Annotated in this window: 20 protein-coding genes and 1 other annotated feature (1 of these 21 only partly in view); of the genes, 6 read left to right on the top strand and 14 right to left on the bottom strand. The window is 41.5% G+C overall.

Annotation, left to right across the window (positions count from 1 at the left end):
- Positions 1–3: 3 nt before the first annotated feature.
- Positions 4–1,224: a YeeE/YedE family protein gene (locus H625_RS0109945; RefSeq protein WP_051239054.1), complete on the top strand. Its 1,221-nt coding sequence runs from the start codon at positions 4–6 to the stop codon at positions 1,222–1,224.
- A gap of 215 nt (positions 1,225–1,439) precedes the next feature.
- On the opposite strand, the gene H625_RS0109940 is transcribed toward H625_RS0109945, so the two are convergent.
- From H625_RS0109940 to H625_RS0109930, 3 genes are all read right to left on the bottom strand, one after another.
- Entirely contained in the window at positions 1,440–1,793 is a 354-nt protein-coding gene (locus tag H625_RS0109940) for a hypothetical protein (protein WP_026859773.1), read from the bottom strand.
- A 23-nt stretch (positions 1,794–1,816) separates the two neighbouring features.
- A complete protein-coding gene (locus H625_RS12980; protein ID WP_051239053.1) occupies positions 1,817–2,203 on the bottom strand; it encodes a YdcF family protein in 387 nt (128 codons plus the stop codon).
- A 147-nt stretch (positions 2,204–2,350) separates the two neighbouring features.
- Positions 2,351–3,358 carry an LCP family protein gene (locus H625_RS0109930; RefSeq protein WP_026859772.1) on the bottom strand — a complete coding sequence of 336 codons (1,008 nt, stop codon included), beginning with the start codon at positions 3,356–3,358 and terminating at the stop codon, positions 2,351–2,353.
- Between the two features lie 197 nt (positions 3,359–3,555).
- On the opposite strand from H625_RS0109930, the gene H625_RS0109925 reads away from it, so the two are divergent.
- Positions 3,556–3,777, top strand: coding sequence for a hypothetical protein (locus tag H625_RS0109925; protein ID WP_026859771.1), 222 nt, complete (start codon positions 3,556–3,558; stop codon positions 3,775–3,777).
- Positions 3,778–3,868: 91 nt separating this feature from the next.
- Here the strand turns inward: H625_RS0109925 and H625_RS13290 are convergent, their stop codons facing one another.
- Positions 3,869–4,432, bottom strand: a complete 564-nt coding sequence (locus tag H625_RS13290) for a DUF1643 domain-containing protein (protein WP_051239052.1) — start codon at positions 4,430–4,432, stop codon at positions 3,869–3,871.
- Between the two features lie 222 nt (positions 4,433–4,654).
- On the opposite strand from H625_RS13290, the gene H625_RS0109915 reads away from it, so the two are divergent.
- Positions 4,655–5,617 (top strand): DUF1002 domain-containing protein, encoded by a 963-nt coding sequence (locus H625_RS0109915; RefSeq protein WP_035785721.1) that lies wholly within the window; start codon positions 4,655–4,657, stop codon positions 5,615–5,617.
- A gap of 54 nt (positions 5,618–5,671) precedes the next feature.
- Here the strand turns inward: H625_RS0109915 and H625_RS0109910 are convergent, their stop codons facing one another.
- From H625_RS0109910 to H625_RS0109895, 4 genes are all read right to left on the bottom strand, one after another.
- Positions 5,672–5,857: a hypothetical protein gene (locus H625_RS0109910; RefSeq protein WP_026859769.1), complete on the bottom strand. Its 186-nt coding sequence runs from the start codon at positions 5,855–5,857 to the stop codon at positions 5,672–5,674.
- A gap of 71 nt (positions 5,858–5,928) precedes the next feature.
- The gene (locus H625_RS12970; RefSeq protein WP_051239051.1) at positions 5,929–7,182 is read right to left on the bottom strand and encodes an MFS transporter; all 1,254 of its coding nucleotides are present in this window, start codon (positions 7,180–7,182) and stop codon (positions 5,929–5,931) included.
- A 97-nt stretch (positions 7,183–7,279) separates the two neighbouring features.
- Complete coding sequence (locus tag H625_RS0109900; RefSeq protein WP_026859768.1) at positions 7,280–7,585, bottom strand: TIGR04104 family putative zinc finger protein; 306 nt, start codon at positions 7,583–7,585, stop codon at positions 7,280–7,282.
- Between the two features lie 29 nt (positions 7,586–7,614).
- Positions 7,615–8,136: an NUDIX hydrolase gene (locus H625_RS0109895; RefSeq protein WP_026859767.1), complete on the bottom strand. Its 522-nt coding sequence runs from the start codon at positions 8,134–8,136 to the stop codon at positions 7,615–7,617.
- Positions 8,137–8,368: 232 nt separating this feature from the next.
- Here H625_RS0109895 and H625_RS0109890 point away from each other — a divergent pair, with 232 nt between their 5' ends.
- A complete protein-coding gene (locus H625_RS0109890; protein WP_026859766.1) occupies positions 8,369–9,037 on the top strand; it encodes a potassium channel family protein in 669 nt (222 codons plus the stop codon).
- Positions 9,038–9,122: 85 nt separating this feature from the next.
- Here H625_RS0109890 and H625_RS0109885 read toward each other — a convergent pair whose 3' ends face one another.
- Genes H625_RS0109885 through parE form a run of 3 tightly spaced genes read right to left on the bottom strand, consistent with a single transcriptional unit; the run spans position 9,123 to position 15,007 of the window.
- The gene (locus tag H625_RS0109885; protein ID WP_026859765.1) at positions 9,123–10,586 is read right to left on the bottom strand and encodes an alanine/glycine:cation symporter family protein; all 1,464 of its coding nucleotides are present in this window, start codon (positions 10,584–10,586) and stop codon (positions 9,123–9,125) included.
- A 31-nt stretch (positions 10,587–10,617) separates the two neighbouring features.
- A complete protein-coding gene (parC, locus tag H625_RS0109880; RefSeq protein ID WP_026859764.1) occupies positions 10,618–13,038 on the bottom strand; it encodes a DNA topoisomerase IV subunit A in 2,421 nt (806 codons plus the stop codon).
- Positions 13,025–15,007, bottom strand: a complete 1,983-nt coding sequence (gene parE, locus H625_RS0109875) for a DNA topoisomerase IV subunit B (RefSeq protein WP_026859763.1) — start codon at positions 15,005–15,007, stop codon at positions 13,025–13,027. The genes parC and parE overlap by 14 nt, the downstream gene beginning before the upstream one ends.
- 198 nt (positions 15,008–15,205) lie before the next feature.
- On the opposite strand from parE, the gene plsY reads away from it, so the two are divergent.
- A complete protein-coding gene (gene plsY, locus H625_RS0109870) occupies positions 15,206–15,796 on the top strand; it encodes a glycerol-3-phosphate 1-O-acyltransferase PlsY (RefSeq protein WP_026859762.1) in 591 nt (196 codons plus the stop codon).
- 314 nt (positions 15,797–16,110) lie between these two features.
- Here the strand turns inward: plsY and acnA are convergent, their stop codons facing one another.
- Positions 16,111–18,819, bottom strand: a complete 2,709-nt coding sequence (gene acnA, locus H625_RS0109865) for an aconitate hydratase AcnA (protein WP_026859761.1) — start codon at positions 18,817–18,819, stop codon at positions 16,111–16,113.
- Between the two features lie 277 nt (positions 18,820–19,096).
- Here acnA and mscL point away from each other — a divergent pair, with 277 nt between their 5' ends.
- A complete protein-coding gene (gene mscL, locus H625_RS0109860; protein ID WP_026859760.1) occupies positions 19,097–19,483 on the top strand; it encodes a large conductance mechanosensitive channel protein MscL in 387 nt (128 codons plus the stop codon).
- 341 nt (positions 19,484–19,824) lie between these two features.
- Here mscL and H625_RS0109855 read toward each other — a convergent pair whose 3' ends face one another.
- Together H625_RS0109855 and H625_RS0109850 are read right to left on the bottom strand one after the other, a co-directional pair.
- Positions 19,825–21,090, bottom strand: coding sequence for a bifunctional folylpolyglutamate synthase/dihydrofolate synthase (locus H625_RS0109855; RefSeq protein ID WP_026859759.1), 1,266 nt, complete (start codon positions 21,088–21,090; stop codon positions 19,825–19,827).
- Positions 21,091–21,093: 3 nt separating this feature from the next.
- The gene (locus H625_RS0109850; protein ID WP_026859758.1) at positions 21,094–23,724 is read right to left on the bottom strand and encodes a valine--tRNA ligase; all 2,631 of its coding nucleotides are present in this window, start codon (positions 23,722–23,724) and stop codon (positions 21,094–21,096) included.
- 45 nt (positions 23,725–23,769) lie between these two features.
- Positions 23,770–23,788 (bottom strand) — a binding site (T-box leader); it runs 213 nt beyond the window's last position.

Here is a 23,788-nt window from a genome sequence, read left to right as displayed (position 1 = left end):
TCAATGGACCCGGTCCAGCATCGCGCAAGCACACTGAAAGATCCTCAAAAGCTGCTTATCGGCGGTGGCATTATAGTCAGTTTAGTTCTATTTATATTTTTAGCTATCACCCAGTCAATCATGCAGCCGGTTCTCATGATTATTGGTTTACTGCTTGGTTACACCTTATTTCATGCCCGCTTCGGTTTCACTTCCGCTTTCAGACGGTTGATGTCTGTCGGTAACGGTGAAGCAATACGCGCACATATGGTAATGCTTGGCACAGCCACTGTATTATTCGCACCTATTTTAGCACTCGGTATTTCATTTTTCGGTGCAGAAGTTACAGGTTATGTTTCGCCAATCGGTGTCAGCCTCATTGTCGGTGCCTTTATATTCGGTATCGGTATGCAGCTCGGCGGGGGTTGCGCGTCCGGTACACTGTATTCAATCGGTGCCGGTCGTTCGGTCATGTTCATTACTTTAATTTTCTTTATAATCGGTACGACAATCGGTGCAGCACATTTACCATTCTGGACAGAAGAGATGCCTTCGATGGGCTCGTTTTCACTCGCAACTTCGACTAATCTGGTATACGGTGGTGCTTTGGTCGTCTCGTTATTAATATTCGGTTTAATTGCCTATATCAGTAAAGTCGTTGAGAAAAAGAAAAACTCTCCTAAAGTTGCACCATTGCCAACTGCACACGGCTGGAGAAGAATTTTCAGAGGCTCGTGGCCATTAATGGCTGCAGCTGTCGCTCTTGCAGTTTTAAATGCACTGACACTGATGACGCGCGGTGAACCGTGGGGAATCACTTCAGCATTTGCGCTTTGGGAATCTAAAGCTGCAAAACTCATCGGATTTGACGTCACGAGCTGGGGTTACTGGCAGGGAGAAGCGGCCACTGCTTTAAACGCATCAATATTTGCTGACTCTACGACTGTACTTAACTTCGGAGTCATCCTGGGAGCATTTTTAGCATCAGCAGCAGGTGGTTTGTTTAAGTTCGGTAAACTCAGCAAAGGTAATGTCATGGCTTCAATCATCGGCGGTCTTTTAATGGGTTACGGTGCACGCCTCGCATTCGGCTGTAACATTGGAGCTTACTTCGGCGGCATTGCTTCATTCAGCCTGCACGGCTACATTTGGGGCATCGTTGCCATTGGCGGTACATTCCTTGCACTGTACTTGAGACCCCTATTCGGCTTATCCGTACCAAAATCGAATGACTCTGTATGTTAATTAAAATAGAATGGGAATAAAATTCTCAACTAAAATCAAATGCCCTCACATTAAAAGTCATAACTTAATGTGGGGGCATTTTTATGTCTTATCCGATTTGGGTGACATCAAACACTGCAACGCAAGTGAATAATAGAGTTTTTAAAAAGTAACATTACAAGAAGCATTTCCCTCATAAAAAATACACCTATGATGATTCATAGGTGTGAAAACTATTAATACACTCCGGTCCCTGCCATTCTCAACAGAGTCGTTGCAATATAACGTTTTGCTTCTCTGCTGTCTTCAAATTTTATCTCGTCAGAAACGATGTTTCTTTCCTTATACCAAGTATGCCATGTGCCACGTTCCTGGTAAAAATGAAACCCTTCAGTACCCCGTTCTTCCTTAGGCGTTTCACCGTTTGGAAAGCCGTTTAAAAAGACGTATTCATGCACCTGTCTTTCAGTCACAGTAAACACATCACTGTACTTGCTGTCTCTCATATTGTCGACTCCGAGTGTCTGACATGCGAAGTCGTATGCGTTCCCGCCGAGTAATACTTTAATCTGAGTTGTCTTGTCTATCATGAGTATCATCTACCTTCTGCAGTTTACTGATCCGCCTTATCCGGCACATCTATAAAATTATATAAACCTAAGCAATATCCCCACAGCTTGTAAAATTCAGTGAACCAGATTCTGTCTGAATAGGATTTTTCTTTCCACGTTTCACCGTCTGCACCGAGTGCTGCGATGTACTTCAGCTCATATTGTCCATCATTCACTCTGTCGTAAATCACTTTGGACCGCTTGAGATGATAATCGCTCATCACGACGAGCGCACTGTCAAAGCCGTATTCACCCATGAGCTCTAATGACTCAACAACATTCGTATACGTACTCGTGGCATTATATTCTTCAATAATCGCATCTGCCGGTATACCGAGCGCCAATGCGAATTCTGTACTCTGCGGGTAAATGTCTTTACTCTTAGGCATAATCATTACCTCAACATTATCAGTAACTGCAAGTTCGAATGTGAACTAAGTATATATCGAATATAGATAAAACACATTAAGTTTTTAGATTTTTCTCAATAAAAAAAGCAATATCAACTAAATATACGTTGAAATTGCCCTAAATATCTATTCTGCTGTTTCTTCATTTTCTTCTTTTCCCTGCACATTAGAGTTGTTATTATTTAAAAATTCCTTTAAAGCAGCACTATTTGTCTCAAAGTCCATATCAATTACATTACCAGTGTGACTCGTATCCATAAATTGATACGTGTTTTCCAGCGGCAATGTCATCGTTGCAATATCTTTATCTCCTCTAATGAGGAAACTGGAAATCATGCGGTACATTTCCTTATTCGGCATTGAAGTGTCCACATATCCCATACCTGTTCCTAAAATCTTAGGCAGTTTCACAATACCGCCGACACTGATTACCTCATCCTGTATTGCTTCAAGCACCTGCTGCTGACGGCGAACACGCCCGAAGTCGCCTTCTTCATCATTACGAAAGCGCGCATAAGCCAGCAGATCTTTACCATTTAACTGCTGCACACCTTGTTTTAATTCCGTATCAATTTTCTCCGACATATCTTTTTCTACATCTATAGTAATACCATCAGGGTTAACAACATTCACTGTTTCCATAAATGCATCGTAATCCACAGTCACGTATTCTTCTACATTGATATCAAAATTATGCGCAATGACTTCACGCAGCAGTTCCACTCCGCCGAGTGAATACACCGCATTTATTTTATAACTCTGATAACCCGGTATCTCCACATAAATATCTCTCATTACCGATACCATTTTCATTTCCTTCTGCATATAATCATACTGACCAATCATAATCACATCAGTACGTTCTGCACCTTCATACATACGATCCTTACCAATAATCATCATCGTCTTCTTACCATCATGATTGTCTATTGGGTTAAATTCTTCACCTTTTGTTTCCACACCATTCTCAGCTGCGGTATTTAAACCTGTTCTGAAGCTGAAAATTATATATAGTATTAAAATTATTATAAATGCAATGATACCTAAAACTATAAATCCTCTTTTTCTAATCCGTGTTTTCCTAACGGTTTGATACTCTTCCTTATCTGACCTTCTCATCGTCTCTCTGTCCATTGCAATGCCCCTAAACTTTTCTTAAGCACTCATTGTACGCTTTCTTGAATTTTTTATAAAGCAAAAGCTGTAAATATAACGTTAAACTATTCACACGATGAATCATTCAATATTTATATTTTAAATTTAAAGTAGGATTATTTGTTTACGGAAATTACTCTTGTTATATTTAAAGTATCAGTAAGGAGATGTAATACATGGCTAAACTTGACAAGAAAGAACAAAAACGTATCGATGCACATGAAAAGCATATTGAAAATGCCAAGCAGAAAATATGGAAGTACGAACAGAAAATAATTAAAGACGATTTAGATGATAATAAGAAAGAACAACTGCAGGAAAAGATTAATCAGGAATTCCACTTTATTGAAATTCAGGAAAACCTTATAGAAAATCCTGACTTTATCGTACAGACCTAATAAATAAAAACGAAAGTCATTCCACACGGAGTGACTTTCGTTTATGTTTCATAATCTACTTTATAGAACTAAGAATAAAAGAAAGCACACTCTATTTTTTTACCCATTTCCTTACTTCTTCAGTAATATCTTTTAAATCTGCATCTTCATGTAAACTTGGCAGTAATGGATTTCTTTGTAGAGGATGGTATGGGAAATCTTTAGGGCTTAGACCTGTAGCAAAGAATTTTTTAGTTTGGTCCATAAATTTTAATCTTATTTCTTCACTTTCCAGTAATACTGGTAAATGCCTATGTCCAATCTTGCCCCAGCCTAGATATATCTTATTGGCATGATTGAACATGTGTTTAATTGCTTCTGTTTGTTGTATTTCTTGTACTTCCGGAATATCTACTCTATCAAACTCTTTGGATTTTGAGTTTATAAATGGGATTATATTTACTACATTTATACCAACGTATTCTTTTGCTTTAGCATATCTAATCAAACGATCCACTGTGGGATCATTCTGAATTTCATCAGCGACACTAGGGTTCATCATTATTGCTCCCAAAATTTCACCCTCATCATTCCATCTTTTTTCAAGAAAATATCTCTTCCTTGGATTCTCACTACTATCGAACCATGCCTCTCCACTAGATTTTTTTATATTCATGCCTTGAAATCCTCCTATTTGTTTAAACACTTTACAATCCGAGTTTATTTATTAAAGTATGACATACTCCTCTATACCTTTCATCTATGATCAACCATTTCTAATCGAAATGAATATAAATCTTCCTATGACTTTCATCATCCTTTAATAAATACTCTTTAAAATGGAGACAATACTGTATTTATAGTATTATAAGAAAAAAATCAGTTAGGAGTTAAAATTATGATTAGAAAAATACTTGCATTCGCATTAATCGCTGCAATGCTTCCATTCGGTGCACAAAATGCAAACGCAGCAAGTGAATGGGACAATGCAGTAACCGTATACGGTGCAGCATTGGAACAGGATTCAAATCTTCAAAATGAAACAGCGGAATTACTCGGTGTTGAAGATACTGATATTACCGATTACGTTTACTCAGAAGAAGTTAATCAATACATCGGCAAGAGCTATGATAACAGCGTACTGAAATCAAGTATCCGTATTATCCAGACTGCTGAAGGCAGCGGATTAAACATTGATATTAACGAAGAAATGGGTCAGATACTGTTAATCTCTGAAGAAACATATCAGAACGCATTACTCACTTCAGGCATTACAGACGCTGACGTCACAATCGCAGCAGCCCAGGATGTTACAGGCGAAAGTGCCTTAGCCGGTGTATACAAAGCATTTGAAGCTCAAGGCGAAGCAATTGACCCTGCAAAAACACAAAACGCCCAGGACGAACTTGAAACCATCACAGACATCTCTGAAGAAAACTCTGGTGTTGAAGGCTTCTCACAAGTTCAGCTCAACAAAGTAATCACTGAAGTTAAAGTTGAGATTGTAAATAACTTTAACGGTGATGTCACTGAAGAGCAGGTGCGTACTATCGTCGATGAGAAGCTGGCAGAAAACGGCCTCGACGGCATGCTCAGCCAGCAACAGATTGACCGTATCATCGTCATTATTATGAACATTAAAGATTCTGGCCTTTTTACAGGTGAAGAAGCAGACAGACTGGTCGACAGCTCAAAAGACTTATTAGACAGAATTACTTCAAGCGACAGCTTCCAGGACGCTAAAGACAAAGCAACAGAACTCGGTAAAGACATTGTTAACTCGGAAGAAGCATCTTCATTCATGGACTCACTCAGAAGCTTTTGGGAACGTATAGTAGATTTCTTTAAAGGATTGTTTTAAATAGAGTTAGAGCCGGATACATTTTTCAATGTATCCGGCTCTTTTTTATATTATTTAATTATCAGCAGATTGCTTATCTTCTTTACCTGCGCTAAGCATCTTAATACCCACATACAGTAATATTACAGCTGCGATTATATTTACTGCAGCAAGAAACATACTTGAAGGGATATGTGAAAATCCGTTTATCAGAGATGAGATCCCCAAAATAATTAAAACGATATTGAATAACTTTGCCAATACAGGTCACCTCTCACTCTGTTAAATCTCTCAACTAAATATAACAGTCGTCTCTGACCAGGGCAATATAATTACGGATTTCTCCACAACACTTTATTTTTAGTTTTAGTTTCAAGATCGAACACCTTACGGTAACGGAACGAAATGAATGCTGCAAGCACTACTGCGATTACTGCAATAACGATCTCGAACATAAATACATAAGAGACACCCATGTGACGGTTAATCAGTCCCGTCACATACGGCAGTGTAATAAATGCGATACTCGATGACAGTGTAACGAAGGCTGTACTTGTCCCCTTCTTCTCCGGGAAGAACTGGGCCATTAAAGTCACTGCCAGCTGGAACAGTCCAGATGTTGCCATACCGAGAATGAATGCAATACAGATTAGTATTGTATAGCTCTCCACGAACAGTAAAGTAAGTAATCCTGCGATCGCAATCATCGGATAGATAATCAGTGCCGTAATCGGTCTGAATAATTTATCCAGCAGTGTCGCTAAAATGATTACTGTTAAAAATCCACCTAAGCTGTAAATGCTTAAAAGGTTAATTGCCTGAGCTTCCGTAAGTCCGATGACTTCCTGTGCAAATGTCGCCATCCACGTCTGGATAATTAAGAATAACCCGACTGACGTAAAGCCAATTGCGATAACTGTAATTCCCTCACGCATAAACTTCGGTTTTTCCTTGAAGATCAATGCAGCTTTAACCGGTTTAATATCCTGCTCTTTTTCTTCAGCCGTCTGCGGCACTTCTTCAAGTACGTTTGCTTCTGGGAATTTCAGCGTCATTATATGCACAGCATTAATTAAGAATATAGCCGCCATTATAAAGAAGGTATAACCGTAGAACATATCACGTGCCATAAAGAACGTAATCATTAACGGCAGAATTGTTGACCCGACAGACATAAATGCTTTAACAAGCACCGTTGCTGAACTCGAACGTTTTCTGAACACTTCAATCAGTGCCGGATACGAACTCGTATCGAGAATTGAATTCCCCATTCCTGCCAGCAGTGCAAACATAAATGCGATGGTATAGGTCGGTGCAAATGGTATGGCAACCAGGAATACAACATACAGGAAACACGCTGTAATCAGCATTGGCCTTCTGCCGAGATTATCCGACAGCTTACCCGCAAAAGATAAGGCAATCAGCTTACCGATGCCGATAGCCGATATTAGAGCGGAAATTGCCGCTGCATCTGTATTGAGCTGTTCAGTCAGAAAGCCCATATGTAAAGCAATGATTAAATTAATCATGCCGAGCAGTATATAGTTCATGTAAATACTTGAGCCGATACACAGTTGATTGGACATATAATAACCTTCTTCTTTTTATGTATTACAGAAGTATATCAAAAATTCAGAAAAATAACAGAGGCAATTTAATATTGTCTCTGTTAATAATGTACATTTAATTTCTCTGGTTTTCAGGCGGTACATTCGTGAGTTCCAGACTCACATACATGAATATTATTGTGACCGCTGTAATCGTAATATACACCCAGAAATACTGTGTGACAGACGGCGGTGCAAACAGTCCTATTAATAACATTGCTGTCACTAACAGTAGCGGGATGATCATACGTTTTTTTGATTTCTCCGATACATACTGCTTTTCATGACAGTAATCACACTCCACTCCTTTTTCTGAAGCAAAATGCGCCTTAAACAATAACATGCCGGTCCACTGCTTATTGCAGCTTGCACACTTGGTCATGTAATCTCTCCTCTATATAATTGTTAATATTAATCTCTTATCACTCCACCATACTGATATCTCATATCAAACAGCAGCTGAATTAAGCTTTTACGGTAATTGATGAAGGTTCTGTCATCGATCATTTCGTAAATTTCATCAATCGTTGCCCATTTCGCATCCGATACTTCATCGTTCGGTACTGCGAGTTCGTTTATTTCCGCTTCACGGTTCACGATGTATATATCATCATAACCCCGCTCAAAGGTCATCGATAAGTGCGGCAGCTGATTATGTAAATCGATTTGTAAGCCCAGTTCTTCCTCAGTTTCACGCATGGCACCCGTCTGACTGGTTTCCCCTGCTGTTACACTGCCGCCTACTGAGATATCCCACATATTCGGATTGCTGACTTTATCATATTTTCTTTTTTGAATCAGCATTTGGTTTTTGCTGTTGAAAATGACTACATGAATAACGAGATGATATGTATCTTTAATCATTGCATCACCGCGCACCATCGTCTGTTCTGTCAGTCTTCTGTGCTTATCATATAAATCCCAAAGTTCCATAAGTATATCCTTCCGGCTGCAGACATAATAGATACCTTATCATAATTCAATTTTACACCGCAATTAAAGTGCCGGCAATAACATTAAAGTATTATTTATCTGTCTGACATATCAAGCAGGTGTGCTTATACTATTCGGAACATTTCATTCTTTCTGACGAAAAAGTTATACTGGATAATATAGAAGATTCAAGAACTAATACTATAAAACTTAAAGTGATTGGGTGAACAGTATGACTAAAGAAATTGCGGTCATTGGTCTCGGGCAATTTGGGGGCAGTGCAGTAAAACAATTACATAAGCTCTCAGCAGATGTCACTGTAATAGATATATCCGAAAGTAAGGTCAAGGACTATGAAGACTACGCTGTTGAATGCATCGTCGGCAGCGCCACCGATGAGAATATGCTGAGGGCTATCGGTATCGAACATTACAATGAGGTGATTATTGCGATTGGCGAAGATATACAAACCAGCATTCTTTGTACATTAATTTTAAAAGAATTAGGTGTTGAAAGTATTACTGCAAAAGCTCAAAGTAATCACCACGCCAAGGTGCTGAAAAAACTGGGCGCAAACAATATCCTGCACCCGGAAACTGAAATGGGCATACGTCTCGCAAATCAGCTGGTTAATATGTCCCTTGTCGACTATATGGAAATATCAGATGATACTGCCATAGTGGAATATGATGCCAATGAACGATTTATTAACTCTGCACTGATTAATATTGGTATACGTGAAAAATTCGGCTTAAATGTTATTGCGATTAAGCGTAATAAAGAAGTCATCGTACCGCCGGATCCCCAGATGAACATTCTGGAGAATGATGTTCTCGTCATAATTGGTAAAATTGAAAATCTGAACAGATTTGAGAGTAAGATGATTAAGCCTAAAAGTTAAGTAATAATATAAAAGACTGTCCCCGGTGCACTAATGCGCCCGGGACAGTCTTTTATTTACAGTAAAATTTATGTCCTGAATTTATTTACTTATTATAATCTTCAGGACCGTCCTTACGGTAATCCTCATCGCCCCACTGGTTATCATCCGGCAGTTTGTAAGAAATATTCTTCGCATAGAATATCGGAGATTCTCCTCTGTCTTTTTGCTCTTTATAATCCCTCATCAGTTCAAATACTAAGGGACTCAGTGCCACGACCATCATTAAGTTAATAATGGCTAGGAAGGCCATAAATAAGTCGGCCAGTGTCCATACCAGCTGTACGCCGAGTACTGCACCGACTGCTGTCATAATCACAACAATAACTCTAAATGCAAATGTCACTTTTTTATTATCCACAATAAAGCTTAAGTTACTCTGTGCATAGAAGTAGTTACCAAGAATTGTCGAGAATGCAAACAGCAGAATGAATACTGCGATAATAATACCGCCGTAACCAAAGAACTGCTGATCCATTGCAACTTGTGTGACTGCGATTCCCTGCGGTGCATCCGCACCAAAACTTAAGTCTGTATACATGAGAATCACAATCGCTGTTGCCGTACACACGATAATCGTATCGAAGTACACACCAAGCGACTGAATTAAGCCCTGCTGAATCGGATGACGCACTGCAGCTGATGCCGCCGCGTTAGGTGCTGAACCCATACCCGCTTCGTTTGACAGTAATCCGCGCTGGAAACCGTTAATAATCGCAGCCCCTATCGCACCGCCGAATACTTCTTCAAGTCCGAAGGCATTCACTACAATCGTCTGCAGCATCGGAATAATCATATCGTAATTCATCACAAGAATCACTGTGACCAGAATTATGTACAAGCCTGCCATTACCGGAACAATCGCTGTGGCTACATTGGCAATTGATTTTGCACCGCCAAAGATTACAAGCGCGACAATAATCGCAACGACAATACCGCTGACCGCTGTATTAATCCCAAATGCTTCATCATATGCATTCGCAATCGTATTAGATTGCAGCATAACAAAGACAATACCAAACGTAATCGTCATCAATACCGCAAATACGTAACCAATGCCTTTTTGATTTAAACCTTTAGTCATATAGTAGGCCGGACCTCCGCGGAAGCCTGATTCTTTATCGCGTACTTTATAAACTTGAGCCAGTGTTGCTTCAAAGAATGCAGTTCCCGCACCCAAGAGTGCAACTACCCACATCCAGAAGACCGCACCGGGACCCCCGACAACGATAGCTGTCGCGACCCCTGCGATATTCGCAGTACCGATACGCTGAGCGGCACTGATTGTAAACGCCTGGAAAGATGAAATTCCTTTCGAACCATCCGGCATTTTCGCCCGTTTTTCCCCAAGAGAAGAAAACATGATCTTCAGCCAGCGGAATTGGACGAATTTCGATGTGAAAGAAAAATATAAGCCGGCAACAATTAACAGCCCGATTAATACTTCCTGCCACAGTAGATCATTGGCAAAGTTTACCGCAGTTTCAAAAATATTAAATGCTTGTTCCATTTATTTCACCCATTCCTGCATTTTTTTATATTTATAAGGCGCTGAAGTGTGCATCTGTCACTACGCCGAAGCTTTCTTCTTCAACGACAAAGGAGCCGTTGGAATACTTACCGCTTAAACGCACTTCATTGGCACGCAGTATGTGAGTGTTCGTTTCTGATATGAGTTCAATTGACTGGTCTTTGCCTGCCCCTGTGACAGAAGCTGCAACCACTCTGTGCGGTTTAGATTTAATATCTTTATACAGCATTGAACCGACCTGTGCTCTTGCACCTGGTTCGAACGTATCGAGACTCGTGCGTTTTACCGCACCTCTGTTTGATACTGTAACGAGGTTTCCTTCTTCAGGGATGAGTTCACCGAAGACGAGATTATCATCTGCTTTTACGTTCATCGCTTTAACACCTTGAGATTTCAAGCCTGTTGCCGATACTTCAATTGCCGGATACTTCAGCGTTAAGCCTTTTTCAGTGACGAACAGTAATGATTCTTTACCAGTTTCTGTTATAGAAATACCGATGACTTCATCATCTTTTTTCAGCTTAATATTGACGATCGGACGTGAAATACGCGTCGCTTCAAATTCGCTTAACAAGGTCTGTTTCACCTGGCCCAGTTTCGTTGCCATCACAACACTGACATTTTCATCGAACTTAGCGATCGTCGTGGCAAAAATCGGCTCTTCAGCATGTTTTAAATTGAATCTCGACGACAAGTGCTGCCCCATATCTTTCCATTTAGTATCCTGAAGGCCGTGAACCGGAATAATCATATAGTTGCCGAAGTTTGTGAAGACTAAGAGCTGTTCCAGTGTATTCGACATACTGCTGAATAGTGTCTTATCTCCTTCACGCATTCCCAGCTCTTCCGGTTTTGATGCATTGTAGCTCCGGAGGCTCGTACGTTTCACGTAGCCCTCTTTTGTCAGAGAAACGACTGTATCTTCTTTGGCGATTAACTGTTCTTTAGAAATCTCAATCGTCTGAATGACATCTTCTACTGAAGTTAAACGTTCTGAAGCATACTTTTTCTTAATTTCTCTGAGTTCTGATTTAATAACAGCCTTTAATTTTTTCTCATCGCCTAAAATTTCAGTCAGCTGATTAATCTGGAACTGGAGCTCGCTCTGTTCTGTTTCAAGCTCTGCAATATCCGTATTCGTTAAACGGTACAGCTGAAGCATAACGATAGCTTCTGCCTGACGCTCGGTGAAGTCATAACGTTCCACCAGATTTTCTTTGGCATTACGTTTATTCTCAGACTCTCTGATTGTACGAATGACTTCATCGAGAATGGATAATGCTTTAATCAGCCCTTCGATAATATGCATACGCTTCTCGGCATGTTCAAGATCATACTGCGAGCGGTTCGTTACCACTATTTTCTGATGCTTAATATACGCTTCAAGTATATCTTTTAAGCCCATCTGCTTCGGTGCCCGGTCGCTGATTGCCACCATATTGAAGTTATATGAAATCTGTAAATCCGTCTTCTTGTACAGGTAGTTAATAATCGCATCGATATTCGCATCTTTACGCGCTTCAATGACAATTCTCATACCTTCTCTGTCCGTTTCATCACGGACTTCGATAATACCGTCCACCTGTCTGTCTGCACGGATTTCATCCATTTTCTTAACCATATTCGCTTTATTCACTTCATATGGAATTTCAGTGATTACAATGTTCATTTTGTTGCCGCGTGTTTCTTCTTTTGTGACTAAACTGCGGACAACAATTCTGCCTTTGCCTGTTGTGTACGCTTTTTTAAGCTCGTTTTTACCCTGGATAATTGCCCCTGTCGGGAAATCCGGGCCTTTAACGATTTCAAGCAGTTCATCGATAGAAACACTTGGCTTATCGATGATTTTTAAGGTCGCATCAATTACCTCGCCTAAATTATGCGGCGGAATATCCGTTGCATACCCTGCAGAAATCCCCGTTGCGCCGTTAACGAGCAGGTTCGGGTATTTTGCCGGCAGTACTGACGGTTCCTGTTCCGTATCATCGAAATTATCCATAAACGGCACAGTATTTTTGTTGAGATCTCTTAACAGCTCACTTGAAATCTCAGCGAGTTTCGCTTCCGTATAACGCATCGCAGCTGCAGGGTCGCCGTCGACGCTCCCTTTGTTACCGTGAATCAGAATGAGCTCTTCACGCATCTTCCAATCCTGGCCCAGACGAACCATGGCATCGTATATACTGCTTTCACCGTGCGGGTGATAGTTACCAATGACGTTACCAACGGTTTTTGCACTTTTACGGTAGTTTTTATCGAACGTATTGCCCTCTTTATACATCGCGTATAAAATACGGCGCTGCACGGGTTTCAGTCCGTCACGCACATCCGGTATTGCCCGGTCCTGAATGACGTACTTACTGTATCTCCCAAAGCGGTCTCCGATTACATCTTCTAATTTTAATTGCTGAATTGGGTTATGCTCGGCCATAATCTTCATCACTCTCTGCTAATTTTTCTACATCCTGATTATCAAGAATGCTGTTACCTTCTTCCAGCGTAAATGACACGTTTGAATCGATCCACTTACGTCTGATTTCAACGTTATCACCCATTAGCGTTGTCACACGTTTTAAGGATAATGCTTCGTCTTCAATTCTCACTTGAATCAGAGTGCGCGTATCCGGATCCATCGTCGTTTCCCACAGCTGTTCGGCCATCATCTCACCGAGACCTTTGTAGCGCTGCAGCTCGACATTACCACCCATTTCTTCCTGTGCTGCAGCAAGCTCGTCTTCAGTCCAGAGATATTTAATATCTTTTTTCTTGCCTTTTTTCTCTAGTTTATAGAGCGGCGGCAGTGCAATATAAATCTTGCCTGCTTCAAATAACGGACGCATGTAATTAAAGAAGAACGTTAATAACAATACTTGAATATGCGCCCCGTCCGTATCCGCATCGGTCATTATAATAATCTTGTCGTAGTTCGTATCATCCACTTTAAAGTCAGTCCCGACACCGGCACCGATAGTATGAGTAATAGTATTGATTTCTTCATTTTTAAAGATATCTTCGAACTTCGCTTTTTCAGTATTAATCACTTTACCGCGTAAAGGCAGAATAGCCTGGAAACGTCTATCGCGTCCCTGCTTGGCTGAACCGCCGGCAGAGTCACCCTCTACCAGGAACAATTCGTTTTTCTTCGCGTTCTTGCTTTGTGCCGGCGTTAATTTACCTGACAGCAGCGTATCTCTCGATTTATTCTTTTTGCCGCTGCGGGCTTCTTCACGCGCTTTACGGGCAGCTTCACGCACCTGGCGGGCTTTAATTGCCTTTTTAACGAGCTGTGTTGATAAGGCGCCGTTCTCTTCTAAATAGTAAGGCAGCTGTTCAGTTAACAATGTTTCCATTAAGTTGCGGGCTTCTGAAGTGCCAAGCTTGCCTTTTGTCTGGCCTTCGAACTGGAGCAGGTGTTCGGGAAGTTTAATAGAAACAACCGCAGTCAATCCTTCACGGATATCACTGCCCTCCAGGTTTTTATCTTTCGTTTTTAATTCACCGATTTTACGCGCGTATTCGTTAAAGGCACGTGTAAAGCCGGTTTTAAAACCGACTTCGTGCGTTCCGCCGTCTTTTGTGCGGACGTTGTTCACGAATGAAATAATCGTTTCCGAGTACTGGTCATTAAACTGGAACGCGACTTCGGCAACCATTTCATTGTATTTCCCTTCGAACATGACGATATTGCCGATATCATCCTTGCCTTCGTTTAAGAATTCAATGAATGATTTCAGCCCGTCTTCAAACTGGAAGATTTCCTCTTCATCAGTACGCTTGTCGTTAATCGTAATCTTTAAGCCTTTAGTTAAAAATGCAGACTCGCGCATACGCTCAGCGATTGTTTCAAAGTTAAACGCAATCGTCTGTTTAAAGATTTCAGGATCCGGTTTAAACGTGACTTCTGTCCCCGTCTCTTTTGTTTTGCCGACTTCTTTTAACTTGCCGTCGACCTTGCCGCCGTTTTTAAACGACAGCTCGTGAATCTTGCCGTTTCTAAAGACACGGATTTTCATCGATTCACTTAAGGCGTTAACGACAGATGACCCAACGCCGTGAAGTCCTCCTGCGGATTTGTAGTTATCCGAGCTGAACTTTCCGCCAGCATGCAGCACTGTAAAAATAACTTCTGCTGTCGGACGCCCCGACGAGTGCATACCCGTCGGCAGCCCGCGGCCGTTATCGCGAATTGTAATACTTTCATCTTTGTTAATCGTAATATTGATTTCATTGCCGTGGCCGTTAATAATCTCATCGACCGCATTGTCGGTAATTTCATATACGAGATGGTGCAGACCTCTCGTATCTGTAGAACCGATATACATACCCGGACGCTTTCTAACAGCATCCAGGCCTTCTAATATTTGAATGGACTCATCGGTATATCCAGTTTGTTTTGCCAAGTCTGTATCCTCCTACAAACAATACAAACGTATGTTCGTTAAATTAATCTACTTATCTATTTTTATATAAATCTCTAAGTTTTGCAACAAAATATATAAAGTTTACATAATTATATTATAGACTACTTTATAATTATATGGCGAAAATATTTTTTTATGGTAAACTATTAGTACCTGATAGCAAAAGGGGATTATTTAGTGTATACAGTTATTTTATTATTAATTTTCAGCTACCTTTTCGGCTCAATTCCATTCAGCTTGTTTATCAGCAAAACATTTTATAAAATTGATTTGCGTGAACATGGGAGCGGCAATATCGGCACGACGAACACATTCCGTATACTCGGCAAGAAAGCCGGTATTGTTGTACTGATTCTCGACCTGTTAAAAGGTGCAATACCGGTATGGGTTGCAATGCTCGTCAGTACTGACGTTGATTTCCCTGTAGTAATATTCGGGGTTGTCGCGGCAATCGGCCACGTCTATTCAATATTTTTAAAATTCAAAGGCGGCAAAGCAGTCGCAACAGGCGGCGGTGCTATTTTAGCAGCAAATCCGATTATCTTCCTGGTGCTGATTGCAACGTTTTTAATCACTTTAAAAGTATCGAAATACGTATCACTTTCAAGTGTATTTGCAGCCATTGCATTAATCATCAGTGTGATGTTTACCGGCGACCCTTTTATGATCGGCTTTGGAGTTGTACTTGGAATTATCGTTGTTGTAAAACATATTTCCAACATGCAACGTATTAAAGACGGCACTGAACCGAAGATTACGTTTATGTAATTGACAAATAAGAGAACGGCCTGAAGTCTGATTTGGACTTTCAGGCCGTTTTTTTGCTGCCTGTGTTGCTAGGTTTAGTGGTTATATCGTCGACCGGATGAGTGTGGTACATGCGGTCGAATGGTTTGTATCGACCGGATGAGTGAGCTACATGCGGTCAATTGGTTTTTATCGACCGTATGAGAGGAACACATGCGGTCAATTGGTTTTTATCGACCCGATGAATGTAACACATGCGACATCGGTCAGCTCAAAATATAAATCCATCAAAGCATCGCTTTGATGGATTTATGAAATCTGTTTTTAAATTCTTATTAAGCTGATGCAATCTTCTTACGGAGCACAAGCTGTAAAATACCGCCGTGTCTGTAGTAGTCTGCTTCAACGTCTGAGTCAAAGCGTACTTTAGCTTTAAGTTTAACTTTGTCGCCGTTGACTTTCGTCGCAACAACATCGATAATTTCTCCAGCTGTAACACTTTCATCGATATTAATATCGAAAGACTCAGAACCGTCAAGTCCGTGGTCTTCAGCGTTTTCGCCGTTAACAAATTGTAATGGCAGAACACCCATCATTACTAAGTTTGAACGGTGGATACGCTCGTAGCTTGCTGCTAATACTGCTTTAACACCAAGTAAGTTTGTGCCTTTAGCAGCCCAGTCACGGCTTGATCCCATGCCGTAGTCGTCGCCTGCTACGATCATCAGTCCTGTACCTTCTTCAAGGTATTTCTCTGATGCTTCATAGATGCTTGTCACTTCGCCTGTCGGCCAGTGAGTTGTGAATCCGCCCTCTGTACCCGGAGCAATTTCGTTACGGATACGGATGTTAGCGAATGTTCCGCGTACCATTACTTCGTGGTTACCGCGGCGTGAACCGTAAGAGTTAAAGTCACGTGGTGACACGCCTTGTTCGATTAACCATTTACCTGCCGGCGTATCTTTACCGATCGCACCTGCTGGTGAAATGTGGTCAGTCGTTACAGAATCTCCAAATTTACCAAGTACTCTGAGGCCATTTAACGGCTCAATTTTACCGGCTTCTTTAGATAAGTTCTGGAAGAATGACGGGTTTTGGATATATGTTGATTCGTCACCGAAATCGTATAATGGTGCATCGGTAACTTCAATGTTATTCCAAGTTTCGTTTGAATCGAATACTGTTTCGTATTCTTTTCTGAATAGTTCAGGTGTTACTGTAGACATTACAGTGTCTCTAACCTCTTTGATTGAAGGCCAGATATCTTTCATGAATACATCGTTACCGTCTTTGTCCTGGCCTAATGGCTCAGTGCGAAGATCGATATCAACAGTACCTGCAAGTGCGTATGCCACAACAAGCTGAGGCGAAGCTAAGTAGTTCGCTTTAACTAACGGGTGGATACGTCCTTCAAAGTTACGGTTACCTGATAATACAGATGACACTAACATGTCGTCATCAACGATTGTTTTCGTTACTTCAGGACGTAATGGACCTGAGTTACCGATACATGTTGTACAGCCGTAACCAACTAAGTTGAATCCGAGCTGATCAAGGTACGGCTGAAGACCTGCGTCTTCAAGGTATCCTGTAACAACTTTAGAACCCGGTGCTAATGAAGTCTTAACGTACTTAGGTACAGTCAGACCTTTTTCAACTGCTTTTTTAGCAATTAAACCGGCACCAAGCATAACGTACGGATTCGATGTGTTAGTACATGAAGTGATTGCAGCGATTACAAGGTCACCTGTTTTAAGTTCCTGCTCTTCGCCGTCGTTGTACTTCACAGTACCTGTCTTACCGAATTCTTCTTCAGTTAAGCCGTGGCCGTGGTTACCGCTCGGTGCTGTAACTGATTTTTTGTATTCATCTTTCATGTTTGACAGGCTGATTAAATCCTGTGGACGTTTCGGTCCAGCAAGTGATGATTCAACTGATGATAAGTCAACTTCAACAACGTCAGTATAAGTTGGTTCTACTGCCGGATCGAAGAATAAGTTATTTTCTTTCAGGTATTCGCGAACAACATCGATGTGATCTGCGTCGCGTCCTGTCAGTCTCATGTAATCAAGTGTTTCATCGTCAACTGCGAAGAATCCGCAAGTTGCACCGTATTCCGGTGCCATGTTTGCGATTGTTGCGCGGTCAGCAAGCGGTAATTCTGTTACCCCTTGTCCGAAGAACTCTACAAATTTACCGACAACGCCTTTCTTTCTAAGAACCTCAGTTACTTTTAAAGCAAGGTCTGTTGCAGTTGTACCTTCAGGTAATGAGTTAGTCATACGTACCCCAATAACTTCAGGAACCGGGAAGTATGAAGGCTGTCCAAGCATACTCGCTTCAGCTTCGATACCGCCGACACCCCATCCAAGAACGCCGAGACCGTTGATCATCGTCGTATGAGAGTCAGTTCCCACTAATGTATCCGGGAAAAGAACCTGTTCGCCTTCTTCTCCTCTAGCGTGTACTACGTTAGCAAGATACTCAAGGTTAACCTGGTGAACGATACCTGTTGCAGGCGGAACAGCCTGGTAGTTATCGAACGCTTTAGTTGCCCAGCGAAGGAACTCATAACGCTCCATGTTACGCTCAAACTCAAGGTCCATGTTTTTCTGTAATGCACTCGTGCTGCCGTACTCGTCAACCTGTACTGAGTGGTCAATTACTAAGTCAACCGGTACTTCAGGATTGATTTTCTGTACATCTCCGCCGACTGCTTCCATAGCTGTACGCAGTGAAGCAAGGTCAACTACAGCAGGTACTCCTGTGAAATCCTGTAGAATTACGCGGGAAGGTTTAAATGGAACTTCTTTACCTTTAATTTCCCCTTTGTCCCAGTTTGCTAATGCTTCAATATGATTATCGTTAATCACACTGCCGTCATACTGTCTCAATACTGACTCCAGTAATACGCGGATTGAATACGGCAAGTTCTCAGACTTGCTCATGCCTGAATCTGCTAGTGATTGCAGGCTGTAATAAGTATAATCTTTACCATTCACTGATAATGTCTGACGAGAATTGTCTTTAACGTTCTTTGACATCATTAAAAGCCCCCTCTAAATTTAGTCATCCTAATTGTATACTTACTCTCAATATAAAGTAAATGCTTTCATCGAAACTTGTGATATGAATAAGCTTGATATAAGAATAACATTTAATTATCTTTAATTATAACATTCATAACTAAACATTATTAGTGATTTGCTTGCAAGTCCTTGTGTTAAGATATTATTAATATGTAAAATAACACTTGATATCGTGAAATATTCATGTATTATTATAAAAAGTTACTATGTCAAACACTCAGGAGGTCATTTTATGTGGCAGGAATTTAAAGACTTTATGCTGCGCGGCAACGTTATAGATCTGGCAGTCGCAGTAGTTATCGGTGCAGCATTCGGAAAAATTGTTCAGGCATTAGTAGAAACTATTATTATGCCGTTAATCGCTTTAATTTTCGGTGATACTGATTTCGCATCAAACTGGGTATATATGGGCATTACATACGGCGTATTCATCCAGGCAATTATCGACTTCGTTATTATCGGTGCAGCAGTATTCGTATTTGTTAAAGTCGTTAACAAATTAACTAAGAACAAATTCGTTGAAGAAGAAGTTGAAGACGAACAGTTGGTTCTCTTACGCGAAATGAGAGATTCATTAAAAGGTATGGAAGACAACAAAAAAGATGGTACTGGTTTATAATTTTCACTTATTAAATTTTTTTAGAGAGCACCTTGGGTGCTCTTTTTTTATGGGATCCTTTTGGCTGGCTCATGTATATCCATCTCCCATTAACCTCCCCACAGGACATAAAATTTTAATCTTACTTCCTGTGGGGAGGCAGCCAAGCGGAGCGCGGCAGTTATCACCCCATCGTTGCGGCTTCATTGGGGCAAATACCAATTATCACCCCATCGTTGCGGCTTCATTAGGTTGAATAGTGTTTATCACCCCAATGTAGTCAGTTCAATGGGACAATTAGCTGTTTTTACCTAAACGAGAAAAAAGACAGCAGAGGATTCCCCCTGCTGTCTTTAAATAAGCTATTTTGCTCTTAAACCCTGCTTCACTTCACTTATAAAGTATAAGCTTCCTGTAACAAGCAGCATTTCTCCATCAAAATTCTTAATATAATCAATATAATCTTTGACAAAGTGCTTATTCGGATGCTCGATGGCGTTAAACAGCACTTCGCCGTCTTCTGCTTTAAAGAAGTCGAACTCCGTGACGTTAAAGGTGTCTGCCAGCATACCGATTTTATACACCATCTTATCTAGTGGCTTGCCTTTGACTGCAGAGAATAATACCGTAATCTTTTTATCAGAGTAATGCTCACGCATCGTATCCACAAGTACATCCACTGCTTCGTTGTTATGTGCACCGTCCAGAATGATTACCGGATCTTCGCTGATGCGTTCGATACGCCCCGTCCAGAATGTTTTTTCTACACCCTGGATCATTTTATTGACGTCCAGTTTAACCAGATCACGGTCCATCATTTCAAGCAGTGCAGCAATCGCAATCGATGCATTTTCCTGCTGATGGCGGCCGAGCATTTCAAGTTTAATATCATCAAAGTCGTACTTGCCGTATTTAAAGCTGAATTCCTCACCGTTTGGGACTAAAATAACGTCGCGTGTCAGTTCTATGCCTTTCGCATTTTTCTCATCGAGCACTTTATAAATATAATCCCGGCAGGCATCATCTTTGACGTTAAAGACTAAAGGAATATTTTCTTTAATCACACCGGATTTATCTTTAGTAATATCTAAGAGCGTGTCTCCGAGAATATCAATATGATCAAGACCGATACTCGTTAAGAGCGTCATCACCGGATTAAAGACATTTGTCGAGTCGTGTGTTGCGCCTAAACCCGCTTCAACCAGCACATAATCCACCGGATGCACGTTGCCGAAGTAGACGAACATCATCATCGTAATGATTTCAAATTCCGTCGACGTGCCTAAATCCGTTTCTTCCACCATACGTTCCGACACCGGGCGCACGATATTAACCAGCATGGCAATGTCTTCGTCAGATATCGGTCTGCCGTCAATCGAAATACGCTCGTTGAATACTTCGATATAGGGGGACGTAAATGTCCCCACTGTATAGCCGTTTTCATTCAGTGCACTTCGCATATAAGACAATGTCGATCCTTTGCCGTTCGTGCCGACGATATGGACACCCGTAATTTTCTTCTCAGGATTGCCCAGCTTATCCAGCATCCATTCCATCCGCTTCACACCCGGCTTAATACCGAATTTGGCACGTTCGTGTATCCAATTCAGGCTGTCCTGATACTCCATTTATTACTTCACACCCCTCAAGCTTACGATACGCGCTTCTACTTCTTTATACTGCGCTTCGTAACCTGCTTGTTTTTGACGTTCTTCTTCAACAATTTTATCCGGTGCATTGCTGACGAACTTGTCGTTGTTTAATTTACCTTCAACGCGTTTTAATTCACCTGACAGGCGGCTGAGTTCTTTTTCAAGACGGGCAATTTCTTCTTCTTTGTTGATGAGTCCGGCAAGCGGCAGTATTACTGTCGCGCCTTTAACCACATCTGTCTTATCGTCATCGCCTTTTTCTATTGCTGCAGCGATTGTTAAATGTTCAGGATTAGTAAAACGTTCGATATAGTGCTTGTTGCGTTCTACCGCAGCACGTCTCGCTTCATCTTTCACTTCAAGTTTAATATCAATTGGTTTAGATAAAGGCGTATTGACTTCGTTACGCGTCGTTCTAACCGATTTAATAATATTTACTAAGAGTTCCATGTCAGCTGAAGCATCGTCAAAGTTTAACGATTCGTCAACTGTCGGCCATTCGCTTACGACGATTGACGTTTTCTTGTTGATCGTCTGATAAATTTCATCCGTTACAAACGGCATGAACGGGTGAAGCATTTTCAGAATTTTATCCAGCGTATAAAGCAGCACTGAACGTGTCATCTGTTTCTCTTCATCTGTACCATCTGTCATCGGCACTTTCGCCATTTCAATATACCAGTCACAGAAATCATCCCAGATAAAGTTATATAATGAACGCCCGACTTCACCGAACTCGTAGTCTTCAGATAAGCGAGTCACGTCAGCGATTGTCTCGTTTAAGCGTGTCAGAATCCATTTGTCAGCGAGTGATTTATCGCCTGAAAGATCAATATCTTCCAGCGTAAAGTCTTCACCGATGTTCATGAGCGCAAAACGTGATGCGTTCCAGATTTTGTTGATAAAGTTCCAGACGCTTTCCACTTTTTCGTCTGAATAGCGGAGATCCTGGCCTGGTGTTGAACCTGTCGATAAGAAGTAGCGGAGCGCATCTGCGCCGTATCTCTCAATAACATCCATCGGGTCGACACCGTTGCCGAGTGATTTCGACATTTTACGGTTCTGCTCATCGCGTACAAGGCCGTGCAGCAGCACATCGTCAAACGGCTTCTCACCAGTCTGCTCAAGAGATGAGAAGATCATGCGTGCCACCCAGAAGAAGATAATATCGTAACCTGTTACGAGTACATTCGTCGGGAAGTACTTGGCAAGATCCGGTGTTTCGTCCGGCCAGCCCATTGTCGAAAACGGCCATAAGGCACTTGAGAACCACGTATCCAGAACATCTTCGTCCTGTGTCCAGTTTTCACTGTCTGCAGGCGCTTCTTCACCGACATATAACTCCCCTGTTTCATTGTGATACCAGGCAGGAATCTGATGGCCCCACCATAACTGACGTGAAATAACCCAGTCGCGAATGTTTTCCATCCAGCCGTTAAACGTATGCTCAAAACGGTTTGGCACGAAATCAACGCGATTATCCGTCTCCTGGTTTTGCAAGCTCTTCTCAGCTAAAGGCTTCATGCTGACGAACCACTGCGTTGACAAATACGGCTCAACAATGGCGTTACTGCGCTCAGAATGTCCGACAGAATGCATATGTGCTTCGATTTTAATCATATAACCTGCTGCTTCAAGGTCTTTTACCAGCTGCTTGCGGCAGTCGAAACGGTCCATACCCTCATACTGGCCGCCAAGCTCATTAATGACACCGTTCGGATGCATAACGTTAATACGCTCTAAATCGTGACGGTTACCAATTTCAAAGTCATTCGGATCGTGTGCCGGTGTGACTTTCATTGCACCTGAACCGAATTCCTGTTCCACGTAAGAATCCGCAATAATCGGCAGTTCACGGCCGACGATTGGCAGCGTTACAGTTTTGCCGATAAAATCTTTATAGCGTTCGTCATCCGGGTGCACAACAACCGCAGTATCACCGAGCATTGTCTCGGGACGCGTCGTTGCGATTTCTAAGAAACCTGAACCGTCCGTTAACGGATATTTCACGTGATAGAATTTGCCTTCAATATCCTTGTGAATCACTTCGATATCACTTAGAGCTGTCTGTGTCTGTGGATCCCAGTTAATAATATATTCACAGCGGTAAATTAAATCCTTGTTGTACATATCAACAAATACTTTGCGTACTGCTTTCGACAGTCCTGCATCAAGGGTAAAGCGCTCTTTATCGTAATCGAGACCTAAGCCAAGTTTCTCCCACTGCTCACGAATATGAGACGCATATTCCTCTTTCCAGTTCCATGCGTGCTCTAAAAACTTCTCGCGGCCGATGTCCGACGCTTTAATGCCTTCTTCACGAAGACGCGCATCCACCTTAGCCTGCGTTGCGATACCCGCATGGTCCATGCCCGGTAAATACAGTACGTCGTATCCCTGCATACGCTTCATGCGCGTGATGATGTCCTGCAGCGTCGTATCCCATGCATGCCCAAGGTGAAGTTTACCCGTAACGTTCGGCGGCGGAATGACGATGGAGAATGGTTCTTTATCACTGTTTACATCTGATTTAAATAGTCCCTGTTCAATCCACTTCTCATACTTACCTTTTTCAACTTCAGCCGGATTATACTTTTTCGGCATTTCCATATGATCACTCCTCATAATTTTAAAAACAAAAAAACTCCAGTCCATAAATAGGACGGGAGTTCCG

Source organism: Jeotgalicoccus psychrophilus DSM 19085, from assembly GCF_000425845.1.
Lineage (GTDB): Bacteria > Bacillota > Bacilli > Staphylococcales > Salinicoccaceae > Jeotgalicoccus > Jeotgalicoccus psychrophilus.
This window is presented reverse-complemented; position numbering and strand designations above follow the sequence as displayed.